This window comes from Streptococcus cristatus, assembly GCF_001588905.1.
Taxonomy (GTDB): domain Bacteria; phylum Bacillota; class Bacilli; order Lactobacillales; family Streptococcaceae; genus Streptococcus; species Streptococcus cristatus_N.
The window spans coordinates 19,942-41,222 of record NZ_LAWH01000003.1 but is presented as its reverse complement, the minus strand read 5'-3'; the positions used below and the strand labels follow the sequence as shown (position 1 = coordinate 41,222).

The 21,281-nt window shown below is 44.1% G+C and carries 18 protein-coding genes, 12 tRNA genes, 1 pseudogene and 1 riboswitch; of the genes and pseudogenes, 28 read left to right on the top strand and 3 right to left on the bottom strand.

The features are described 5' to 3' along the window. The first annotated feature begins 40 nt into the window (after window positions 1-40). The 28 genes and pseudogenes from A0765_RS00770 (at window position 41) to A0765_RS00635 (ending at window position 17,395) form a co-directional block, all read left to right on the top strand. Window positions 41-113 (top strand) — tRNA-Val (locus tag A0765_RS00770). A gap of 7 nt (window positions 114-120) precedes the next feature. Beyond that, a tRNA-Gly gene (locus tag A0765_RS00765) sits at window positions 121-191 on the top strand. 34 nt (window positions 192-225) lie between these two features. After that, window positions 226-299: transfer RNA gene (locus A0765_RS00760), tRNA-Ile, on the top strand. A gap of 15 nt (window positions 300-314) precedes the next feature. Further along, a tRNA-Glu gene (locus A0765_RS00755) sits at window positions 315-386 on the top strand. An 8-nt stretch (window positions 387-394) separates the two neighbouring features. Next, window positions 395-484: transfer RNA gene (locus A0765_RS00750), tRNA-Ser, on the top strand. A 13-nt stretch (window positions 485-497) separates the two neighbouring features. Further along, window positions 498-571 (top strand) — tRNA-Met (locus tag A0765_RS00745). Between the two features lie 3 nt (window positions 572-574). Further along, window positions 575-647 (top strand) — tRNA-Phe (locus tag A0765_RS00740). A 17-nt stretch (window positions 648-664) separates the two neighbouring features. Continuing rightward, window positions 665-745 (top strand) — tRNA-Tyr (locus tag A0765_RS00735). Between the two features lie 6 nt (window positions 746-751). Beyond that, window positions 752-822: transfer RNA gene (locus A0765_RS00730), tRNA-Trp, on the top strand. A 12-nt stretch (window positions 823-834) separates the two neighbouring features. Beyond that, a tRNA-His gene (locus tag A0765_RS00725) sits at window positions 835-907 on the top strand. A gap of 16 nt (window positions 908-923) precedes the next feature. After that, window positions 924-995: transfer RNA gene (locus A0765_RS00720), tRNA-Gln, on the top strand. Between the two features lie 7 nt (window positions 996-1,002). Then, window positions 1,003-1,086 (top strand) — tRNA-Leu (locus A0765_RS00715). A gap of 176 nt (window positions 1,087-1,262) precedes the next feature. Continuing rightward, window positions 1,263-2,255, top strand: a complete 993-nt coding sequence (locus A0765_RS00710; protein WP_062004094.1) for an ABC transporter ATP-binding protein — start codon at window positions 1,263-1,265, stop codon at window positions 2,253-2,255. Between the two features lies 1 nt (window position 2,256). After that, window positions 2,257-3,075, top strand: a complete 819-nt coding sequence (locus A0765_RS00705) for an ABC transporter permease (RefSeq protein ID WP_062004092.1) — start codon at window positions 2,257-2,259, stop codon at window positions 3,073-3,075. A 1-nt stretch (window position 3,076) separates the two neighbouring features. Continuing rightward, window positions 3,077-3,862, top strand: coding sequence for an ABC transporter permease (locus tag A0765_RS00700; protein WP_062004090.1), 786 nt, complete (start codon window positions 3,077-3,079; stop codon window positions 3,860-3,862). Window positions 3,863-4,071: 209 nt separating this feature from the next. Then, entirely contained in the window at window positions 4,072-4,482 is a 411-nt protein-coding gene (locus A0765_RS00695) for a GNAT family N-acetyltransferase (RefSeq protein WP_062004089.1), read from the top strand. A gap of 75 nt (window positions 4,483-4,557) precedes the next feature. Continuing rightward, on the top strand, window positions 4,558-4,860 hold the full coding sequence (locus A0765_RS00690) for a hypothetical protein (RefSeq protein ID WP_062004087.1): 303 nt from the start codon (window positions 4,558-4,560) through the stop codon (window positions 4,858-4,860). Then, complete coding sequence (locus tag A0765_RS00685; RefSeq protein WP_062004085.1) at window positions 4,860-5,411, top strand: CvpA family protein; 552 nt, start codon at window positions 4,860-4,862, stop codon at window positions 5,409-5,411. Before A0765_RS00690 ends, A0765_RS00685 begins: the two co-directional genes overlap by 1 nt. Window positions 5,412-5,480: 69 nt before the next feature. Further along, window positions 5,481-7,814 (top strand): endonuclease MutS2, encoded by a 2,334-nt coding sequence (locus A0765_RS00680; protein ID WP_062004099.1) that lies wholly within the window; start codon window positions 5,481-5,483, stop codon window positions 7,812-7,814. 93 nt (window positions 7,815-7,907) lie between these two features. Continuing rightward, a complete protein-coding gene (gene trxA / locus A0765_RS00675) occupies window positions 7,908-8,222 on the top strand; it encodes a thioredoxin (RefSeq protein ID WP_005591113.1) in 315 nt (104 codons plus the stop codon). A gap of 167 nt (window positions 8,223-8,389) precedes the next feature. Continuing rightward, window positions 8,390-8,479: riboswitch (glycine riboswitch) on the top strand. 89 nt (window positions 8,480-8,568) lie between these two features. After that, window positions 8,569-9,899, top strand: a pseudogene (locus A0765_RS00670) (alanine/glycine:cation symporter family protein). Between the two features lie 148 nt (window positions 9,900-10,047). Further along, window positions 10,048-10,521, top strand: coding sequence for a transcriptional regulator NrdR (gene nrdR / locus A0765_RS00665; RefSeq protein ID WP_005591110.1), 474 nt, complete (start codon window positions 10,048-10,050; stop codon window positions 10,519-10,521). Between the two features lie 6 nt (window positions 10,522-10,527). After that, window positions 10,528-11,682, top strand: a complete 1,155-nt coding sequence (locus A0765_RS00660) for a replication initiation and membrane attachment family protein (protein WP_062004083.1) — start codon at window positions 10,528-10,530, stop codon at window positions 11,680-11,682. Next, the gene (dnaI, locus tag A0765_RS00655; protein ID WP_062004080.1) at window positions 11,683-12,582 is read left to right on the top strand and encodes a primosomal protein DnaI; all 900 of its coding nucleotides are present in this window, start codon (window positions 11,683-11,685) and stop codon (window positions 12,580-12,582) included. Continuing rightward, a complete protein-coding gene (locus tag A0765_RS00650) occupies window positions 12,579-13,295 on the top strand; it encodes a nitroreductase family protein (protein WP_062004078.1) in 717 nt (238 codons plus the stop codon). The genes dnaI and A0765_RS00650 overlap by 4 nt, the downstream gene beginning before the upstream one ends. 42 nt (window positions 13,296-13,337) lie before the next feature. Further along, complete coding sequence (gene der / locus A0765_RS00645; RefSeq protein WP_062004076.1) at window positions 13,338-14,648, top strand: ribosome biogenesis GTPase Der; 1,311 nt, start codon at window positions 13,338-13,340, stop codon at window positions 14,646-14,648. Window positions 14,649-14,939: 291 nt separating this feature from the next. Next, entirely contained in the window at window positions 14,940-16,118 is a 1,179-nt protein-coding gene (locus tag A0765_RS00640) for a hydroxymethylglutaryl-CoA synthase (protein WP_062004097.1), read from the top strand. Further along, window positions 16,115-17,395, top strand: a complete 1,281-nt coding sequence (locus A0765_RS00635) for a hydroxymethylglutaryl-CoA reductase, degradative (protein ID WP_062004075.1) — start codon at window positions 16,115-16,117, stop codon at window positions 17,393-17,395. The genes A0765_RS00640 and A0765_RS00635 overlap by 4 nt, the downstream gene beginning before the upstream one ends. A gap of 16 nt (window positions 17,396-17,411) precedes the next feature. On the opposite strand, the gene A0765_RS00630 is transcribed toward A0765_RS00635, so the two are convergent. The 3 genes from A0765_RS00630 to pflB all read right to left on the bottom strand — a co-directional run bounded on the left by A0765_RS00630 (window position 17,412) and on the right by pflB (window position 21,081). Continuing rightward, window positions 17,412-17,870: a threonine/serine exporter family protein gene (locus A0765_RS00630; RefSeq protein WP_045498515.1), complete on the bottom strand. Its 459-nt coding sequence runs from the start codon at window positions 17,868-17,870 to the stop codon at window positions 17,412-17,414. Window positions 17,871-17,874: 4 nt separating this feature from the next. Continuing rightward, entirely contained in the window at window positions 17,875-18,648 is a 774-nt protein-coding gene (locus tag A0765_RS00625; protein WP_062004073.1) for a threonine/serine exporter family protein, read from the bottom strand. Between the two features lie 117 nt (window positions 18,649-18,765). Then, window positions 18,766-21,081, bottom strand: a complete 2,316-nt coding sequence (gene pflB, locus A0765_RS00620) for a formate C-acetyltransferase (protein WP_062004071.1) — start codon at window positions 21,079-21,081, stop codon at window positions 18,766-18,768. Window positions 21,082-21,281: the final 200 nt, after the last annotated feature.

Below are 21,281 nucleotides of genomic sequence, written 5' to 3'. Positions count from 1 at the left end.
AGTCGCTTAGCAGGATAGGAAGTCGGAGTGCTTCCTTTTTGGGAGTTTAGCTCAGCTGGGAGAGCATCTGCCTTACAAGCAGAGGGTCAGCGGTTCGATCCCGTTAACTCCCATATTCAAGCGGGTGTAGTTTAGTGGTAAAACTACAGCCTTCCAAGCTGTTGTCGCGAGTTCGATTCTCGTCACCCGCTTTGAACGGAAGTTCATACCAAGTTTTTATAACTTGGGCGCGTAGCTCAGGTGGTTAGAGCGCACGCCTGATAAGCGTGAGGTCGGTGGTTCGAGTCCACTCGTGCCCATTTAAATAGTAATATGGTCCGTTGGTCAAGGGGTTAAGACACCGCCTTTTCACGGCGGTAACACGGGTTCGAATCCCGTACGGACTATATATTTTGGAGGATTACCCAAGTCCGGCTGAAGGGAACGGTCTTGAAAACCGTCAGGCGTGTAAAAGCGTGCGTGGGTTCGAATCCCACATCCTCCTTAGATTAGAATATCGCGGGATGGAGCAGCTAGGTAGCTCGTCGGGCTCATAACCCGAAGGTCGTAGGTTCAAATCCTGCTCCCGCAATTTGGCTCGGTAGCTCAGTTGGTAGAGCAATGGATTGAAGCTCCATGTGTCGGCGGTTCGATTCCGTCTCGCGCCATATATCTTTAGAATTTCGGAAGGGTAGCGAAGAGGCTAAACGCGGCGGACTGTAAATCCGCTCCTTCGGGTTCGGGGGTTCGAATCCCTCCCCTTCCATGCTTAACGGGCATAGTTTAAAGGTAGAACTAAGGTCTCCAAAACCTTCAGTGTGGGTTCAATTCCTACTGCCCGTGTTTTGGAATATGGCGGGTGTGGTGAAGTGGTTAACACACCAGATTGTGGCTCTGGCATGCGTGGGTTCGATCCCCATCACTCGCCTATTTCTTTTGATTATTGGGGTATCGCCAAGCGGTAAGGCAAGGGACTTTGACTCCCTCATGCGTTGGTTCGAATCCAGCTACCCCAGTTACTTTGCCGGCGTGGCGGAATTGGCAGACGCGCTGGACTCAAAATCCAGTGTCCATTAGGACGTGCCGGTTCGACCCCGGCCGCCGGTATAGTAATTAAGACAAGGTTTTCGGATCTTGTTTTTTTTTTTACCAATTTTTATTTTGGGTTATTTATAATTTCTTATGTTCTGCTAGATCGTCTGATATTTTGCTTTTTTCTCTATTTTGTGCTAAATTAAACATTGTGAAACAAGTTACCGAATACTTTCTAAAGGGAGAAACGTATGGCAATGATAGAAGTAGAACATCTTCAGAAAAATTTTGTAAAGACAGTGAAGGAACCAGGGTTAAAGGGGGCTTTGCGCTCCTTTATTCATCCCGAAAAACAGACCTTTGAAGCGGTTAAAGATTTGACCTTTGAGGTACCCAAGGGCCAAATTTTAGGTTTTATCGGAGCAAATGGCGCTGGGAAGTCGACAACCATCAAAATGCTGACAGGGATTTTAAAGCCGACATCTGGTTTTTGTCGGATTAACGGTAAAATTCCACAGGACAATCGCCAAGATTATGTCAAGGATATTGGGGTTGTCTTTGGGCAAAGAACCCAGCTATGGTGGGATTTGGCACTGCAAGAGACCTATACGGTCTTAAAAGAGATTTACGATGTGCCAGACTCGCTCTTTCATAAGCGCATGGACTTTTTGAATGAGGTCTTGGATTTGAAGGAATTTATCAAGGACCCCGTGCGAACTCTTTCGCTGGGTCAACGGATGCGGGCGGATATTGCAGCTTCCTTGCTTCACAATCCCAAGGTTCTCTTTTTAGATGAGCCGACCATTGGATTGGACGTTTCGGTCAAGGATAACATTCGTCGGGCTATCACCCAAATCAATCAGGAGGAAGAGACCACTATTCTCTTGACCACTCATGACCTGAGTGACATTGAGCAACTCTGTGATCGGATTTTTATGATTGACAAGGGGCAAGAGATTTTTGATGGAACGGTTAGCCAGCTCAAGGAGACCTTTGGCAAGATGAAGACTATCTCCTTTGAACTACTACCAGGTCAAAGTCACCTCCTTTCTCACTATGAAGGCTTTTCGGATATGACCATTGATAGACAAGGAAACAGTCTCAATATTGAATTTGATAGTTCCCGCTACCAGTCGGCTGATATTATCAAGCAAACCCTGTCTGATTTTGAAATCCGCGATTTGAAGATGCTGGATACGGATATTGAGGATATTATCCGTCGCTTCTATCGAAAGGAGCTCTAAGATGACCAAATTGTGGAGACGTTATAAACCCTTTATCAATGCAGGGATTCAGGAGTTGATCACCTATCGAGTTAATTTTCTTCTTTACCGGATTGGTGATGTCATGGGGGCCTTTGTGGCTTTCTATCTCTGGAAGGCGGTCTTTGATTCTTCGCAAGAGTCTTTGATTCAGGGCTTTAGTATGGCAGATATCACCCTCTACATCATCATGAGTTTTGTGACTAATCTTTTGACCAGGTCAGATTCTTCCTTCATGATTGGGGAGGAGGTCAAGGATGGTTCCATTATCATGCGCTTGCTGCGACCAGTGCATTTTGCGGCCTCTTACCTCTTCACCGAGCTTGGCTCCAAGTGGTTGATTTTTATCTCTGTTGGACTGCCATTTTTAAGTGTTATTGTATTGATGAAAATCTTCTCTGGGAAAGCTGTTTTAGAAGTTTTAGGACTAACCTTGATTTATCTCTTTAGCTTGACGCTGGCCTATCTGATTAACTTTTTCTTTAATATCTGCTTTGGATTTTCAGCCTTTGTGTTTAAGAATCTATGGGGTTCCAATCTACTCAAGACTTCCATAGTGGCCTTTATGTCTGGAAGCTTGATTCCTTTGGCTTTCTTTCCCAAGGTGGTTTCAGATGTTCTGTCCTTCTTGCCTTTTTCATCTTTGATCTATACTCCGGTCATGATCATTGTTGGGAAATACGATGCCAGCCAGATTCTTCAGGCGCTTTTGCTCCAGTTTTTCTGGCTCTTAGTGATGGTGGGCTTGTCTCAGTTGATTTGGAAACGAGTCCAGTCATTTATCACCATTCAAGGAGGTTAGTATGAAAAAATATCAACGCATGCATCTGATTTTTATCAGACAATACATCAAGCAAATCATGGAATACAAGGTGGATTTTGTTGTTGGTGTATTAGGAGTCTTTCTGACTCAAGGGTTGAACCTCTTGTTTCTCAATGTCCTCTTTCAACACATCCCCTCGCTAGAAGGCTGGACCTTTCAAGAGATTGCCTTTATCTATGGATTTTCCTTGATTCCCAAGGGACTGGATCATCTCTTTTTTGACAATCTCTGGGCGCTAGGTCAGCGCTTGGTGCGAAAGGGAGAGTTTGACAAGTATCTGACTCGGCCTATCAATCCTCTCTTCCATATCCTCGTTGAGACCTTTCAGATTGATGCCTTGGGCGAACTATTGGTCGGTGGAATTTTACTAGCGACAACGGTATCAAGTATTGCTTGGACTCTTCCCAAATTCTTGCTTTTCCTAGTCTGTATTCCTTTTGCGACCTTGATTTATACTTCCTTGAAAATCGCGACAGCTAGTATCGCTTTTTGGACCAAACAGTCAGGTGCTATGATTTACATTTTCTATATGTTCAATGATTTTGCTAAATATCCGATTTCCATTTACAATTCTCTTCTTCGTTGGTTGATTAGCTTTATCGTGCCTTTCGCCTTTACGGCCTACTATCCAGCTAGCTATTTCTTGCAGGACAAGAATGGACTTTTTAATATCGGTGGTTTGATTCTGATTTCCCTTGTTTTCTTTTTCATTTCCTTGAAACTATGGGACAAGGGCTTAGATGCTTACGAAAGTGCGGGTTCGTAAGGGGAATATATAAAATGTGAGATTTATATAGAAAGTCTATGAATAAGAGAACTATTAGATACAGTATAAGGACAAGGTTTGCTGCCTTGTCTTTTCTAATACATTTTAAGGTATCTATCTTTCAAATTTTTACTTTTGGAATGAATAAATTCTACTTATCCTGCTAAAATGGTAGAATAGATTTAAGATTTGGTAAGAAGGAGAGCCTAATGAAATTGAGATTGGAAAATAAAGAACCTGAACGTGTCCAAGAACTTGGAAATTTAATCCGAGCCTATAATCGCTCTAAAAGGGAAGCTTCAGCAAGCGAGCCTCTCAATATCTTTGTCGAAGATGAGGACGGAAATTTAATGGGCGGCCTAGTAGCCGAAACGTTTGGATATTGGCTGGAAATTGAGTATTTATATGTGAGTGAGGCTTTACGAGGGCAAGGGCTTGGCTCGGATATTTTGCAAAGGGCAGAAGAGGAAGCTCGTGACAGGAAGTGTAAGTATTCATTTGTGGATACCTTTCATTTCCAAGCTCCCGATTTTTATAAGAAGCATGGCTATGAGGAAGTGTTTAGATTAAAAGAGTATCCTTATACAGGTGAACGATACTATTATACGAAAGAGTTATAATTTATCAAAGGATAGATAGCAGATTTCTACCTGACAAATGTAGCGATTTTTGGTATAATATCATGAGGTGATTTTATGGCAAATTTGAATAGATATAAGTTTATATTTGGAAACAAAACCTTAACTTTAACAACAGAACACGATAATCTTTTTATGGAAGAAGTGGAGCGGGTTGCTAAGGAAAAATATAAGGCTATTAAAGAGCAGATGCCTGCAGCAGATGATGAAGTCTTGGCCATTTTGTTGGCGATTAATAGTTTATCTACCCAGCTCAGCCGCGAGATTGAGTTTGATGATAAGGAAAAAGAATTGGAAAGCCTTCGTCACAAAATGCTTAGCGAATTAAGAGAAAAGTCAGCTAATACAGGGGAAAGATAGTGTTTGCAATTATTATTTTACTAATATTAGCTTGGAGCTTTTATATTGGCTACTCGCGTGGGATTGTTCTGCAGGGTTATTATGCTGTTATGACGATTGTATCCATGCTGGTGGCTGGAGCTCTATATCAGGACTTGGCTAAGTCTATCAGCTTGTGGGTGCCCTATGCTAGCGCTGTTAAAGGCAGCTCGACTTATTTCTTTGCAAGTTCTCAACTTTTCCATTTGGATAAGGTTTTTTATGCGGGGCTGGCTTATCTTCTTGTTTTCAGTCTTGTTTATATAGTAGGCCGCTTTTTTGGGATTTTCGTAAATTTAATTCCCTATCCGAATAAGTGGGATACCAAAGTTTTCAATATGGTTAGTGGGGCTATTGCGGTCTTCATCTCACTCTTTGTCATCGAGATGGGACTGACTATTTTAGCTACTGTGCCTATGTCCTTTATCCAAGAACGCTTAAATTCGAGTTTGCTGATTCGGTTTATTATCAATCACACGCCTGTAACTTCATCCATTTTACATGACCTTTGGGTCACAAAAATTATCGGATAATTAAGACTCAGTTGCCCTGTAGCTGAGTTTCTTTTTCAGTTTAAATCATATAGAAATAGAATGAACATGATGAATCATAAAATTTTAGAAACTTTGGAATTTGATAAAATCAAGGAGCTTTTTTCTCCCTATTTGCTGACTGAGCTGGGAGAGTTGGAGTTGAAGCAGCTCCAGCCAAACAGTAAAAAAGAATCAATTGCTGCCTCTTTTTTGGAAATGTCCGATATGCGGCAGATTTTTGTGCAACGTCCGCACTTTAGTTTGGGAACGATTCAGGATATTAGGGGCTTGACCAAGCGCCTAGAGCTGGATAGTGACCTGAATATTGAGGAGTTTTTAGCCCTCAAGCGGGTCTTGGCTGTGACGCATGAGCTGCTGTCTTTCTACGAGGACTTGGAAAATGTCCAATTGGAGCGTTTGGATCGTCTTTTTAACAATCTAGTAGAGTTTCCTAATATTCAGGGGAGCCTGCAAGCTATCAATGATGGGGGCTTTCTCGAAAGTTTTGCTAGTGAAGAGTTGAGTCGTATTCGCCGGAAAATCCAAGAAAATGAAGTTCAGGTTCGAGATATTCTTCAAGAGATTCTCAAAACCAAGGGTGACATGCTGGCAGACCAAGTGGTGGCCAGTCGGAATGGCCGCAATGTGCTGCCCGTAAAAAATACCTACCGCAATCGTATTGCGGGCGTCGTTCACGATATTTCGGCCAGCGGTAGTACAGTTTACATTGAGCCGCGGGCGGTGGTCAATCTCAATGAAGAAATTGCTAGCAGTCGGGCGGACGAGCGCTATGAAATTCAGCGGATTTTGCAGGCCATGTCGGATATGATACGGCCTCATGCAGCTGAAATTGCCAACAATGCTTGGATTATTGGACATCTGGACCTGGTGCGTGCCAAGGTCCGCTACATGCAGGAGACAGGAGCGGTGGTGCCAGACCTGTCGGAAGAGCAGGATATCCAGCTACTTAGTGTCCGCCATCCCCTGATTGAAAATGCAGTGGCTAATGACCTGCATTTCGGGCCGGACTTGACAGAAATTGTCATTACAGGCCCTAATACGGGTGGTAAGACCATCATGCTGAAGACCTTGGGCTTGGCTCAGATCATGGCCCAGTCCGGTCTGCCGATTCTGGCGGACAAGGGTAGTCGCGTTGGGATTTTCAGTCAGATTTTTGCAGACATTGGTGATGAGCAGTCGATTGAGCAGAGCCTGTCGACTTTCTCCAGTCACATGACCAATATCGTCTCTATTTTAGAACAGGTGGGTAGCGACAGTCTGGTTCTGCTGGATGAGCTGGGAGCTGGGACTGACCCGCAGGAGGGAGCAGCTCTGGCTATTGCTATCTTGGAAGATTTGCGGCTAAGACAGATTAAGACCATGGCGACGACCCACTATCCTGAGCTTAAAGCCTATGGGATTGAGACGGACTGGGTGGAAAATGCTAGCATGGAATTTGATACAGAGAGTTTGCGACCGACCTATCGCTTTATGCAGGGAGTCCCTGGACGCTCCAATGCCTTTGAAATCGCTCGGCGTTTGGGTTTGTCGGAAGTTATCGTTGGCCATGCCCAAGAGCAGACCAACACAGACAGTGATATCAATCGAATCATTGAGCGCTTAGAGGAGCAGACACTGGAAAGCCGCAAGCGCTTGGATAATATCCGTGAGGTGGAGCAGGAAAATCTCAAATTTAATCGAGCCCTCAAAAAACTTTACAATGAATTTAACCGAGAAAAGGAAAGCGAGCTCAATAAGGCGCGGGTGGAAGCTCAGGAAATCGTTGATATGGCTTTGTCAGAGAGTGAGAGCATTCTCAAAAATCTCCATGATAAGTCCAGTCTTAAACCGCATGAGATTATCGAGGCCAAGGCTCAGCTTAAAAAGTTGGCACCTGAAACCGTTGATTTATCAAAGAATAAGGTGCTCAAGCAGGCCAAGAAAAATCGGGCGCCCAAGGTGGGTGATGATATCCTAGTCACCAGCTATGGTCAGCGGGGAACCTTGGTCAAGCAGCTCAAGGACGGCCGATGGGAAGCTCAGGTCGGTCTGATTAAGATGACTCTAGAAGAGCAGGAATTTAATCTTCTCAAGGCTGAAAGGGAACAACAGCCTAAGCGCAAGCAGGTCAATGTGGTCAAGCGAACCAATACCAATGGTCCAAGAGCCAGACTGGATCTGCGTGGCAAGCGCTATGAAGAGGCAATGGAAGAGCTTGATGCCTTCATCGATCAGGCCCTTCTCAACAACATGGCTCAGGTGGATATTATCCACGGTATCGGAACGGGTGTCATCCGTGAAGGGGTGACAAAATACCTCCGCCGCAACAAGCATGTTAAGTCCTTCGGCTATGCCCCGCAAAATGCTGGTGGCAGTGGCGCGACGATTGTAATCTTTAAGTAGGGAAGCATCGGACACTCCGTAGCAAATATTTTCTTTTCCTCTGGGTTTGGTGTACAATATTATCAAAAGTAAGCTATTCAAAGGAGAAAATTTATGGTAGCAGCAGTTACAGATGCAACATTCGCTGAAGAGACAAAAGACGGACTGGTTCTGATTGATTTTTGGGCAACTTGGTGTGGCCCATGTCGTATGCAGGCGCCTATCCTGGAGCAGTTGGCAGAGGAAGTTCATGAGGACGAACTGAAAATCCTTAAAATGGATGTGGATGAAAATCCAAATACTGCCCGTGAATTCGGCATTATGTCCATTCCTACCCTTCTGTTCAAGAAAGACGGTCAAGTCGTTAAGCAAGTAGCCGGTGTTCATACGAAGGAGCAACTGAAGGCTATTTTGGCAGAATTAAGTTAAGAAAGAAGCCTTAGGCTTCTTTTTGTGTTAAAAAACGTTTACATGTTTAAAGTTTGTTATAAAACATTGACAAAAACCGAATATTATTTTAAAATAATAGAAAATTTAGAATAAACACCGAATGAAGTTTTTCAGAAATAAGCGTTTGAGCCTTATGACTGTGAAATGGACGGAACTCTGGAGAGACCATGATTGGCACCGAAGGGGCAAGGCAGGCAACTGCTCAAACTCTCAGGTAAAAGGACAGAGCAAGGGAAGGACAGAAACGGTCATTCTCAGGCATCCAGAGTACATGTTTACACATGTACTTTTCTTTTTCTCGGTGTGGAAAAGGAGCAGAAGACTTATGTTGAAATTGTTGAATCAAATTGATTCTCTGGTCTGGGGGCCTCCCCTCTTGATTTTATTAGTTGGAACAGGGCTTTATCTGACACTTCGTCTGAGGTTGCTACAGGTTTCGCGCCTTTCTCGCGCCTTTCGTTTAATTTTTGTATCCGGTGAGGATCATCATGGAGACGTGTCTAGCTTTGCGGCTCTTTGTACAGCTTTGGCGGCTACGGTTGGAACGGGGAATATTATCGGTGTAGCGACTGCCATAAAAGTTGGTGGACCGGGCGCCTTATTTTGGATGTGGCTAGCAGCTTTCTTTGGAATGGCAACCAAGTATGCCGAAGGTTTATTAGCAATCAAGTATCGTTCCAAGGATGCTCACGGAGCCGTTGCTGGTGGTCCCATGCATTATATCCTATTAGGAATGGGCGAAAAATGGCGTCCGCTGGCTATCTTCTTTGCTGTAGCGGGTGTCTTGGTGGCTCTTTTAGGGATTGGGACCTTTACGCAGGTGAATTCCATTACAGAAGCTATGCAGAATACCATTCAGCTGCCTCCAGCTGTGACTGCCTCTATCTTGGCTATTTTGGTGGCTCTGGTTATTTTTAGCGGTATCAGTCTATTGCTCGAGTGTCGACCAAGGTTGTGCCTTTTATGGCGGCTATTTATATCTTGGGGACTGTGACTGTATTAGCAGTCAATCTAGATCGTTTGCTGCCAACTCTTCAGCTGGTCTTTAGTTCTGCCTTTAGTCAGACAGCTGCTGTTGGTGGCTTTGCCGGCGCAACTATCCAGATGGCGATTCAAAACGGGGTCGCGCGTGGGGTATTCTCCAATGAATCTGGTTTAGGATCAGCACCTATTGCTGCAGCAGCAGCCAAGACCAAGGAGCCTGTCGAGCAAGGCTTGATTTCGATGACGGGAACCTTTATTGATACTCTGATTATTTGTAGTCTGACAGGATTGACAATTTTAATCACAGGAGTTTGGGATAATAATCTCAATGGTGTTTCCTTGACTCAGGCAGCCTTTGCGACTGTCTTTGCTAATTTTGGTCCAATCCTTCTATCCGTTTTTCTAGTTCTGTTTGCTTTTACCACTATTTTAGGCTGGAACTACTACGGTGAGCGCTGCTTTGAGTTCCTTTTTGGTGTTAAATATATTCGCTTGTACCGAATCATCTTTGTCGCTATGGTGCTCTTAGGGGGCTTTATCGAGTTAGAAGCAGTTTGGGTCATTGCCGATATTGTCAATGCCTTGATGGCCTTGCCAAATCTGATTGCTCTTTTGGCCTTATCTCCTGTTATTATTGCTGAGACCAAAAAGTATTTTGACCAGAAGGGCTGAGTTTCCATTTGCTGGATTTTTGAAAGAAGATTTTCTTGCTAAAGCTGCTTTGCCAGCTTTAGTTTTTTTATGGGCGAGAAATCTCCCGTCTTTTGTTATTGGTCAAAACATGGTATAATGAAGTATTAAGATTCTAGGAGGAAGTGACATGCGTTGTCCCAAATGTGGCGGAAGCAAATCAAGTGTGGTTGACAGCCGGCAGGCAGAAGATGGAAATACAATCCGTCGTCGCCGTGAATGCGAGGAATGCCAGCATCGTTTTACAACTTATGAGCGCGTGGAAGAAAGAACCCTAGTCGTTGTCAAAAAAGATGGAACGCGTGAGCAGTTTTCTCGGGATAAGATATTTAACGGAATCATCCGCTCCGCTCAAAAGCGTCCGGTCTCAAGTGACGAGATCGAAGAATTGGTCAATCGGATTGAGCAAAAACTTCGCAGTCAGAGCGAAAATGAAATTGCCAGCGAATATATTGGCTCTCTGGTCATGGATGAGCTGGCCGAGCTGGATGAAATTACCTATGTCCGTTTTGCCAGTGTTTATCGGAGTTTTAAGGATGTTGGCGAGTTGGAAAGCCTTTTGAAGCAGATTACCAAGGGTTCTAAGAAGAAAAAGGAAAAATAATGGCTTATGAAACCAAATGATCATTTTTCTTTCTTGTCTAATAACCAGGTCAGTCAAGATATGAGCGGGCTGACCCGTTATTATCTACCTATTGTGGGCAAGGATGCAGTGGCGCTTTATCTTTATCTGGTTTCTTTTTGGGATAATGGAGCTCAGCAGCGACTTTTCAGCCATATTTTAAATCATCTTGATTTTGGTATGGAAGCGTTGGAGAGGAGCTTGGAGCGCCTATCAGCTATTGGGTTGCTAGAGCTTTTCCAGACGGAGACGGGATTTTTCATCCGACTCTATCCAACCTTGTCCGCTGAGGACTTCTTTGCTCACCATGTGTACAGTAGTCTTTTGGAGAAAAAGATTGGTCAGGCGGCGGTAGATAAGCTACGACCGGAAAATCCAGCTGGGCAAAAGATCGGTGCTTCTTTTAGCCAGATCTATGGCATGGAAGAAGTCAGTCCGATGAGAAACAGTCGCCAGAATGATTTTGACTTGACGCATTTTAAACAGAGAATGGCTCAGGATGGCTTGCGTTTTGCAGATGAGAAGTCGGATCTCTTGGACTTGTTTGCTATTGCGGAGCAGAAGAAATGGACTTGGTACGAGACTTATGTCTTAGCGCGTGAAACGGCTGTGTCACATGTGATTTCGACGAAACGGATGCAGCAAAAGATTCAGCAAAAACCAGTTTCGGGAGATTTTTCTCAGCAAGAGCAGTCTATTATCCGTGAGGCTAAAAGCAAGCAGCCCTTGCTCTTTTTGGCAGAAATCAAGAAAACCCGTCAAGCGGCCATTACGCGTAGTGAACGGAAGCTGATTCAGGATTTGGCAGAGATGGGACTGTTGGATGAAGTTATCAATATCATCCTGCTACTGACTTTTAATAAGGTGGATTCGGCCAATCTCAATGAGAAGTATGCCCTCAAGGTGGCCAATGACTTTTCTTATCAAAAGGTGACCTCGGCTGAAGAGGCGGTCCTAAAAATCCGCGAGCGCAACCAGCAGACGAATAATCGTCCTGCGCAAGTCAGCCCAGCTTCTGCTAAAAGCAATGTGCCGAACTGGAGTCAGCCAGATTACAAAAATGAAACTAGCTTAGAAAAACAAGCGGAACTAGAAGAACAAAAAAGAAGGCTTTTAGCGAGACTGGAAGAGGGAGGCGATTAAATGGAAAAAATAGGACAGGCGATGCCTCATATGAATAAGGTGAAGCAGTTTGATTATCAAAAATTAGTCCAGCAGATTATAGCAGATCCAGATATCGCTACCTTTATCAGTCGAGAACAACTGTCTCCAACTGAAATTCAGCGGAGCATTTCTAAGTTCAATCAATACATTACCGAACGAGATCGTTTCCTGCTAGAAGATCAGAACTATATTGCTAAGGGTTATAAGCCAATTTTGGTGAAAAATGAAGGCTATGCGGATGTTGCCTATGAAGAGACGCCTGAGTTGATTGAGCAGGAGAGACAGGAGGCGATTAGAAGCCGTCTCAACCTTATCAATCTGCCAGTCAGTCTAAAAGAGGCTAGTTTGGCCAAAGTGGATTTAGACGATATTGGTCGTTACAAGGCTTTTGAGCTCTTGACCAGTTTTGTTGCGGATTTTCCGCATTATCAGAAGGCTGTCTATCTCTACGGAGATTTTGGCGTGGGTAAGAGCTACATGATGGCTGCGCTGGCGCATGATTTGTCAGAAAAACGCAGTGTCTCAACGACTCTGCTTCACTATCCGAGCTTTGTTTTGGATGTTAAGAATGCTATCAGCTCTGGTTTGGTCAAGGACAAGATTGACCAGGTCAAGACAGCTCAAGTGCTGATTTTGGACGATATCGGTGCAGAGCAGTCTAGTCCCTGGATGCGGGATGAGATTTTGCAGGTCATTCTCCAGCACCGCATGCAGGAAAATCTGCCAACTTTCTTTACTTCTAACTTTAGTTTTGCAGATTTGGAGCGTCACTTTGCTAATTCTAAGAATGGCGATGAGACCTGGCAAGCCAAGCGGGTTATGGAGCGGATTAAGTTTCTGGCCCAAGAAGTGCATCTAGAAGGAGAGAACCGCCGATGAATGAAACAATTAACTTGATGAAGGCTCATACGTCTGTTCGGCGCTTTACGGAGAAGCAGATTTCGGATGAAGAACTGCGTTCTATTATCGATGCTGGGCGGGCTGCGTCCAGCTGGAAGAATTTCCAGTCCTATTCGATCATTGTGGTGCGCAGTAAAGAGAAAAAAGAAGCCCTCTTTGATTTGGTTCCCCAAGAAGCCATTCGGCAGTCTTCGGCCTTCCTGCTTTTTGTTGGCGACCTCAATCGTGCTCAAAAGGGCGCTCAATTGCACACGGATGGTTTTTACCCTGAAGGAACCGAAAATATTCTCATTAGCTCGGTAGATGCTGCTTTGGCAGGGCAAAATACCCTCTTAGCAGCTGAAAGTCTGGGTTATAGCGGTGTTATTATTGGTTTAGTCCGCTATGAAGCTTCAAAAATTGCCCAGCTCTTTAATCTGCCAGACTATACTTATCCAGTTTTTGGTATGGCTTTAGGAAAACCCAATCAAAACCATGCTGTCAAGCCACGCCTACCGTATGAAGCGGTGGTCTTTGAGGAAGAATACTGCGAGCAACTCAGCTCTGTCATTGAGGCTTATGACCATGTGCAGGCTGAGTATGCTGGTGAGAGAGCACAGGATACTTGGAGCCAGCGTTTGGCAGCCCAATTTGGTCAGGAGCCGAATCAAGCGATTGACCAACTATTCAAAGAAAAGAAATTAGAAAAATAAGGCGGAGCTCAGCTCGGTCCTAAAGAATGAAAGAGGAAAAACATGGCTTTACCAACTATTGCCATTGTCGGCCGTCCCAATGTCGGCAAGTCAACGCTATTTAACCGGATTGCGGGTGAGCGGATTTCCATTGTGGAAGACGTGGAAGGGGTTACTCGTGACCGCATCTATGCGACGGCAGATTGGCTGAATCGTAAGTTTAGTATTATTGATACAGGCGGAATTGACGATGTTGATGCGCCTTTTATGGAGCAAATCAAGCACCAAGCTGAGATTGCTATGGACGAGGCTGATGTTATCGTTTTTGTCGTGTCTGGCAAGGAAGGTATCACGGATGCGGACGAGTATGTCGCTCGCATGCTCTATAAGACCCACAAGCCGATTATCTTGGCGGTTAATAAAGTGGATAATCCCGAAATGCGCAATGAAATCTATGATTTCTATGCTCTGGGCTTGGGCGATCCATTTCCAGTATCTTCTGTCCATGGGATTGGTACAGGGGATGTTCTAGACGCTATCGTTGAAAATCTTCCACATGAGGAAGTGGTTGAAAATCCTGATATGATTAAGTTTAGCTTGATTGGCCGTCCTAATGTCGGCAAGTCTAGCTTGATCAATGCCATCTTAGGTGAGGATCGGGTCATTGCCAGTCCAGTGGCTGGTACCACGCGCGATGCTATTGATACGGTCTTTACGGATAGTGAAGGTCAGGAATTTACCATGATCGATACGGCTGGTATGCGCAAGTCGGGCAAGGTATATGAAAATACGGAGAAATACTCTGTTATGCGGGCTATGCGGGCGATTGATCGCTCAGATGTCGTTCTGATGGTGCTTAATGCTGAAGAAGGAATTCGTGAGTACGACAAGCGAATCGCTGGCTTTGCCCATGAAGCAGGCAAAGGAATGATCATCGTCGTCAATAAGTGGGACACGCTGGAAAAAGACAACCATACCATGAAAGACTGGGAAGAAGATATCCGCGACCAGTTCCAGTACTTGTCTTATGCGCCGATTATCTTTGTTTCTGCTCTGACCAAGCAGCGTCTCCATAAGCTGCCAGACATGATTAAGCAAATCAGTCAGAGTCAGAATACCCGTATTCCATCAACGGTACTCAATGATGTCATCATGGATGCTATCGCGATTAATCCGACGCCGACTGATAAGGGTAAACGTCTCAAGATTTTTTATGCGACTCAGGTAGCAACCAAACCGCCGACCTTTGTCATCTTTGTCAACGAAGAAGAGCTTATGCATTTCTCTTACCTGCGTTTCTTAGAAAATCAAATCCGCAAGGCCTTTGTCTTTGAAGGAACACCGATTCACCTGATTGCAAGGAAGCGGAAGTAGGACTTGCTTCGGACTGTTTATAAAGAAAAAAACAAGAGCGATTTCAGGGAATTCGTGGGCGGAAAGTTTATCCTTAAAACACTAAATCTGCTAGCTCAAAATTTGGAATAGATTAATGAGGGAAACTGAATTGGAAAAATGAGTTTCTCTCATTTTTTGATGATGAGCTTTCTCCGTCTCAAGTCGGATTTGGGCTTAAAAAATGGTTTTTAAAAGAGTTTTAGCCTTAATTATGGTAAAATAATGTCTGAATACTATTAGCTATCAAATGAATTGAATGAGGTCTTTATGATGAAAATCGGAATCGATCAAATCGGTTTTGCGACTAGCAATTATGTTTTAAAATTAGATCATCTGGCTGAGGAGCGGGGAATTGATCCCAACAAGCTCAGCCAGGGATTATTGATGAAGGAGATCAGCATTGCTCCTTTAACTGAAGATATTGTCACTTTGGGTGCGACAGCGGCTGAGCAAATCTTGACTGTCGAGGACAAGAAGGTCATTGATATGGTCATTGTCGCAACAGAGTCTAGCATCGACCAAAGCAAGGCGGCTTCGGTCTTTATTCATGGTCTTTTAGGCATTCAGCCCTTTGCTCGTAGCTTTGAAATTAAAGAGGCCTGCTATGGAGCAACTGCTGCTCTAGACTATGCCAAGCTGCATATCAGACAATATCCAGAAAGCAAGGTCTTGGTCATCGCTAGTGACATTGCCAAATACGGGGCAGAGACGCCAGGCGAGCCGACTCAAGGGGCAGGCGCTGTCGCTATGTTGATCAGTCAAAATCCACGCATCCTTGAATTCAATGAAGATAATGTGGCTCAGACTCGTGATATTATGGATTTCTGGCGGCCAAATTACTCTACGACTCCTTACGTCAATGGTGTTTACTCAACCCAGCAGTACCTAGATTGCCTCAAGACGACTTGGAACGAATACCAAAAGCGTCATGGTTTAGCTTTGGGAGACTTTGCAGCGGTTTGTTTCCATCTTCCCTATCCCAAATTGGCGCTTAAGGGGCTGAATAAAATTATGGATAAAAGCTTGTCTCAGGAGGAGCAAAAAGGCCTGCAAGAAAACTTTGACAAGTCTATTCTCTATAGCCAAAAGGTCGGGAATATCTATACAGGCTCCCTCTTCTTGGGGCTCTTGTCCCTCTTAGAAAGCTCTGAGAATCTTAAGGCTGGTGACAAGATTGCTCTCTTTAGTTATGGGAGTGGTGCTGTGGCCGAGATTTTTAGTGCCAATCTGGTAGAAGGTTATGAGAAACAGCTGACGACTCATCGTTTGGAGAAATTAAATCAACGTCAAGAACTGACGGTTGCTGCTTATGAAGAGCTTTTCTTTGCAGAGGCCCAGCTAGATGAAAACGGATCAGCTGTTTTCTCTGACTACGATGACCAAGTTTACGCCTTGGTTCAAATCGACCAGCATCAGCGCAAGTATATCAAAGTTGAGAAATCATCATGAAAATAAATTGGACCGGATTTTCTAAAAAAACGCCTGCAGAGCGACTAGAGTTTCTTAAGGCCCATGAGCTACTCCAGACTGAGAATTGGCAAAACCTTGCTAATCAAAGCCATTTGCCGCTGGAGACAGCCAATCAAATGAGTGAAAATGTGCTTTCTATTCTGGCTTTGCCTTATTCGATTGCACCGGACTTTCTCATAGATGGGCAGGTTTATCAGGTACCTTTTGCAACGGAGGAGCCTTCTGTCGTTGCTGCTGCTAGTTTTGCAGCAAAAATCATCAAGCGTAGCGGTGGTTTCAAGACCGAAATTCATAATCGGCAGATGATTGGACAGGTCGCACTCTATGATGTGCCCGATGTAGCTAAAGCCTTAGAGCAAATCCAAAATGAGAAGTCAGCTTTATTAGAATTGGCAAATCAAGCCCATCCTTCCATCGTCAAGCGAGGAGGTGGGGCGCGTGATTTGAGAACGGATCTCCTGGAGGGAGAGACGGACTTTCTAGTTGTCTACCTTGTCGTGGACACTCAGGAAGCCATGGGTGCCAATATCCTTAATACAATGTTAGAAGCCCTAAAAGAACGGTTAGAGGAGTTAACAGGTGGACAGAGCTTGATGGCCATCCTGTCTAACTATGCGACTGAAGCGCTTGTAACAGCCTCTTGTGAAATTGATTTCCACTCACTCAGTCGAGACAAGGCAGAAGCTGAACGAACTGCTCAAAGAATCGCTTTAGCTAGTCAGTTTGCAAAGCAGGATCCTTATCGGGCCAGCACGCATAATAAAGGCATTTTCAACGGCATTGATGCAGTTCTTTTGGCGACCGGAAATGACTGGCGCGCCATTGAAGCAGGGGCTCATGCCTATGCTGTTCGCGATGGCCGTTATCAAGGATTGAGTAACTGGAAGGCCAATCTAGAGGAAAAAAAACTCTATGGCCAGTTGACTCTACCCATGCCGGTTGCGGCTAAGGGAGGCTCCATTGGGCTTAATCCAATGGTTGTCGCCAGTTTTGATTTATTGGGGCAACCGACAGCCAAAGAATTAGCTTCGATTATCGCTTCTGTTGGCTTAGCGCAAAATTTTGCAGCTTTAAGAGCGCTGGTGACTACGGGAATTCAGGCTGGTCACATGAAGCTCCAAGCTAAATCCCTAGCTTTATTGGCCGGTGCTCAGGAAGATGAGATTGCTACTGTCGTTGCAGAACTTCTTAAAGAGAAGCAATTTAATCAGGCAAAAGCCAAGGAAATTTTAGGTAAAATGCGTAAAGAAAAATGAGTCAATATGTATTGACTCATTTTTTATAGTGAAGAGGATGCTTCTTCAGGTAGCTGTAAATCTTTAAGACAACCGTCCCGCTAGCCATGCCGATAGAGATGACCAAGGCTAGGATGACGACCAAGGTAGCATTGACCATAGCATGACTGTAATCACCTGTCACAAAGAAGGCAGTTGTCCGATAGGAAATATATCCAGGTACTAGAGGCGCTAGAATAGCCAAAATAAAGACGACAGCCGGCGTTCTATAGATGATGCTGAGGATTTGGCTGGCACAGGAACCAATGATGGCAGCCACGAAGGTTGCAATGATAACATTAGTCGGTCCTTTGAGCAAGAGATAGAGTAGCCAAGTAGCCATTCCTAAGACTCCGCCAGGAATCAGCATACTACGCTGGACATTTAGAACGATTAGAAAAGTGATGATAGCCAGTAGGCTGGCCAGAGCTTGCAGTAAGAAAGTCAAGATTGTCATAGGCTTATTTCATAAGAATGAGGGCGACAGAGGTGCCGGCGCCGAGAGCAAGGGTAATGAGGAGCGATTCAAAGAGTTTGCTCATTCCAGAGTTGATATGGTTGGTCATGATATCTCTAACTGAGTTGGTCAAAGCGATTCCTGGGACGAAGGGCATGACAGCTCCTGCGATGATCAAGTCTGCTGTTGAATCGAAGCCTGAGTAGCGAGCCCAAATTTGGGCTAATAATCCGAAGACAAAAGCTCCAGCAAAGGCTGAAACAAAAGGAATTCGAATATATTTATCGACATAAAGAGAGAAAGAGAAGCCAAATAGAGTCGCGATACCAGCTCCAAGAGCATCGTAAAAATTTCCACCGAACATGATAGAAAAGAAAGGAGCACTGAGTGTGGCTGCTGTAATGAGTTCTCTTTTGCTATAGGGAACCCCTTTTGTTTTAAGTGCCTTTAGCTGTTCAAGCGCTTCTTCCAGATTGATGGCTCCACTAACCAGTTGCCGAGAAACCTGATTGACATCGCAGACTTTCTCGATATTGTAGTTCATATGGATATTTCGCTTCATTCGAGAAATATTAGTGTTTTCAATTGAAAAGAATATGGCAACGGGCATGGCTAAGGCATTGCAGTCCAGGATGCCTTGTGAATGGGCAATCCGGATCATGGTGTCTTCGACCCGATAAATCTCTGAGCCACTTTGTAATAGCAAGGTCCCAGCTAGCATGATAACATCAACGGCCAGATTAAGATTTTTTTCATCTGTAGACATTTTCTCAGCCATTATATCCCCTTTTTCATTTCACAATAACTCTATTATAACATAAATGCTCAAAGCTATCTCTCCAAAGTAAAAGAAAACCAGCTGATTTTCAGCTGGTTTTACAATTAGGAAAGAGGCTTAGCTAAGTGCATCATCCATAGAAAGAACTTCGTGGAAGACACGTTGTGTCAATTCAGTTTTTTGTTCTGGAGTGAGGTACTTAGTGTTTACACAGTATCCAGAGATACGTACGATAACGTCTTCACCAGACATGATCTTGTCGTAAACATCTTGCAAGTCCATAACGTTCAAGTTAACGTGTTGTCCACCGTTTTCAAAGTAACCATCAAGGATTGTTACCAAGTTATCAACTTGTTCGTCACGAGTCTTACCAAGAGCGCGTGGTGAAACTTGAGTTGTCAATGAGATACCGTCAGCTGCGTAACCAAAGTCAAGGCTCGCAAGTGAGTTCAAGTTTTGCAACCAGCCACCTTTAGCTTTGTTAGATGGGTTAGCACCTGGTGAGAAGAATTCAAGTTTAGATAAGTTCACAGAACCATCTTCGTTGAGGTAGACACCTTTGTGGACTGGTGAGTTACCAGTTTGTTTAGAGTAAGCAACGTTAGATGTGATTGTCAAAAGTGATACAGTTGCTTCAGCGTCTTTGTAAAGTTTGTGGCTACGTAGACGTGTAGTGTAAGCTTCGATCAACCATTCTGCCAATTCGTTTGAACGTGGATCATCTTCACCCCAACGAGGGAAGTCACCGATTGTTTCGTAATCGTAGATGTAGCCATTTTCGTCACGGAGTGGTTTAACAGTTGCATACTTGATAGCTGACAATGTATCAACAGTGTTAGCAAATCCGCAGATACCGAATCCCATGTTAGCACGTTGTTTAGTTGGCAAGAAGGCCATTTGAACAGCTTCGTAGTTGTACTTGTCAGTCATGTAGTGGATGATGTTCAAAGCATCTACGTAAGTGTCAGTCAACCAGTCAAGTGATTTTTCGAAGTTCGCTTTAACTGATTCAAATTCAAGAACTTCGTCACGGATAGGATCGATGTCAAATACTTTGTAGTCTTTATGTACATCGTCGTACCCACCGTTCAAACCAGTAAGAAGAGCTTTCAAAACGTTTACACGAGCACCGAAGTACTGGATGTTGTGGCGTTGTTCTTCGTTTTCTGGGTCAAGTGGAGACACACAACATGAGATACAGCTCATTTCACCATATCCGTCTTTAGCCATTGTTGTTACACCTTCGTATTGGATAGAAGAGTGTTTGTGGCTCATATGCATACAGTAGCGACGGAATGCGTATGGTAATTTATCAGTCCAAAGAACTGTCAAGTTTGGCTCTGGAGAGTTACCGATGTTGTCAAGTGTGTTCAAGAAACGGTAGTCCATCTTAGTAACACGGTGACGACCGTCGTTCCCCATACCTGCCATAGAAGTAGTGATGAAGGTTGGGTCACCAGAGTACAATTGGTCATAAGCTTTTGTACGAGCAAATTTCACTGTACGAAGTTTCATAACGAAATCATCGACAAATTCTTGGATTTCTGACTCAGTGTAAGTACCGCGAGCCAAGTCACGTTCTGCGTAGATGTCAAGAACGATAGGCACACGTCCAAGAGAAGTAGCAGCACCGTTGATAACACGGCATACAGCCATGAAGGCGATGTTAGTCCATTGGATAGCTTCTTTAACGTCAAAGGCAGGACGGCGAACATCAACTCCGTAAAGGTCACCAAGTTTTACAACTTCACCGAGTGCTTGGTATTGCAAGTTGATTTCTTCGCGCAGACGGATTGTTTCTTCATCAATATCAGTCAAACCGTTCCAGTCGCGAACTTTTTCAGCCATGAGGTAGTCAGCTCCATAGAGAGCAAGACGTGCGTAAACACCGATGATACGTCCACGTGAGTAAGCATCTGGAAGACCAGTTACAGTGTGGGCGTGACGAGCACGGCGGATGTTAGAAGTGTAAGCACGGAAAATACCGTCATTTACTGTTGTAACATATTTAGTAAAGATTTCATGAACAGCAGGATCTGGTTCGTATCCATTTTCTTTCAAAGTAGTTTCAGCCATACGGATACCACCTTTTGGCATGAAGTTCAATTTGAAGAGTTCGTCATTTTGGATACCGTAAATCAGTTCGTTGTCCTTGTCAATGTAACCAGCGTCAATACCAGCAATAGATGTTGGACGAGTGTCCATTGGGAAACGAGTTTCTTCGTAGTGAGCTTTTGTTTCTTCTACGATTTTCTTGATGTGGAGTGAGCGTTCAGTAGGACCTGCCAAGAAGCTTTCATCTCCGTCATAAGGTGTGTAGTTAGCTTGAACGAAGCGAGAAACGCTTGCTTTTTCTTTCCAGTCTTCACCTTGGAAACCTTCCCAAGCTTTGTCGAAAATATCTTGAGCTTCAACAACTGTTTTAACAACCATTAGATTTTCCTCTTTATTCTAGCAACATAAACTGTTACATTTATAATTAAAGTATATCATAAGGTAATCGGTTTCACAAACGAATTTTATCGCTAAAAGAGGCTTTCTTTTATAATACAGATCGTTATTTTGGCATAAACTGTCTTATAATTTTGAAAATGTAAATGAAAATAGTAGGAAGATTTTGACAAACCTAGTTG

Bases quoted from the DNA above. Each gene is read 5' to 3' on its own strand.
- A0765_RS00710 (WP_062004094.1), top strand. From the start codon at position 1,263: ATGGCAATGATAGAAGTAGAACATCTTCAGAAAAATTTTGTAAAGACA.
- A0765_RS00705 (WP_062004092.1), top strand. From the start codon at position 2,257: ATGACCAAATTGTGGAGACGTTATAAACCCTTTATCAATGCAGGGATT.
- A0765_RS00700 (WP_062004090.1), top strand. From the start codon at position 3,077: ATGAAAAAATATCAACGCATGCATCTGATTTTTATCAGACAATACATC.
- A0765_RS00695 (WP_062004089.1), top strand. From the start codon at position 4,072: ATGAAATTGAGATTGGAAAATAAAGAACCTGAACGTGTCCAAGAACTT.
- A0765_RS00690 (WP_062004087.1), top strand. From the start codon at position 4,558: ATGGCAAATTTGAATAGATATAAGTTTATATTTGGAAACAAAACCTTA.
- A0765_RS00680 (WP_062004099.1), top strand. From the start codon at position 5,481: ATGAATCATAAAATTTTAGAAACTTTGGAATTTGATAAAATCAAGGAG.
- trxA (WP_005591113.1), top strand. From the start codon at position 7,908: ATGGTAGCAGCAGTTACAGATGCAACATTCGCTGAAGAGACAAAAGAC.
- nrdR (WP_005591110.1), top strand. From the start codon at position 10,048: ATGCGTTGTCCCAAATGTGGCGGAAGCAAATCAAGTGTGGTTGACAGC.
- A0765_RS00660 (WP_062004083.1), top strand. From the start codon at position 10,528: ATGAAACCAAATGATCATTTTTCTTTCTTGTCTAATAACCAGGTCAGT.
- dnaI (WP_062004080.1), top strand. From the start codon at position 11,683: ATGGAAAAAATAGGACAGGCGATGCCTCATATGAATAAGGTGAAGCAG.
- A0765_RS00650 (WP_062004078.1), top strand. From the start codon at position 12,579: ATGAATGAAACAATTAACTTGATGAAGGCTCATACGTCTGTTCGGCGC.
- der (WP_062004076.1), top strand. From the start codon at position 13,338: ATGGCTTTACCAACTATTGCCATTGTCGGCCGTCCCAATGTCGGCAAG.
- A0765_RS00640 (WP_062004097.1), top strand. From the start codon at position 14,940: ATGAAAATCGGAATCGATCAAATCGGTTTTGCGACTAGCAATTATGTT.
- A0765_RS00635 (WP_062004075.1), top strand. From the start codon at position 16,115: ATGAAAATAAATTGGACCGGATTTTCTAAAAAAACGCCTGCAGAGCGA.
- A0765_RS00630 (WP_045498515.1), bottom strand. From the start codon at position 17,870: ATGACAATCTTGACTTTCTTACTGCAAGCTCTGGCCAGCCTACTGGCT.
- A0765_RS00625 (WP_062004073.1), bottom strand. From the start codon at position 18,648: ATGGCTGAGAAAATGTCTACAGATGAAAAAAATCTTAATCTGGCCGTT.
- pflB (WP_062004071.1), bottom strand. From the start codon at position 21,081: ATGGTTGTTAAAACAGTTGTTGAAGCTCAAGATATTTTCGACAAAGCT.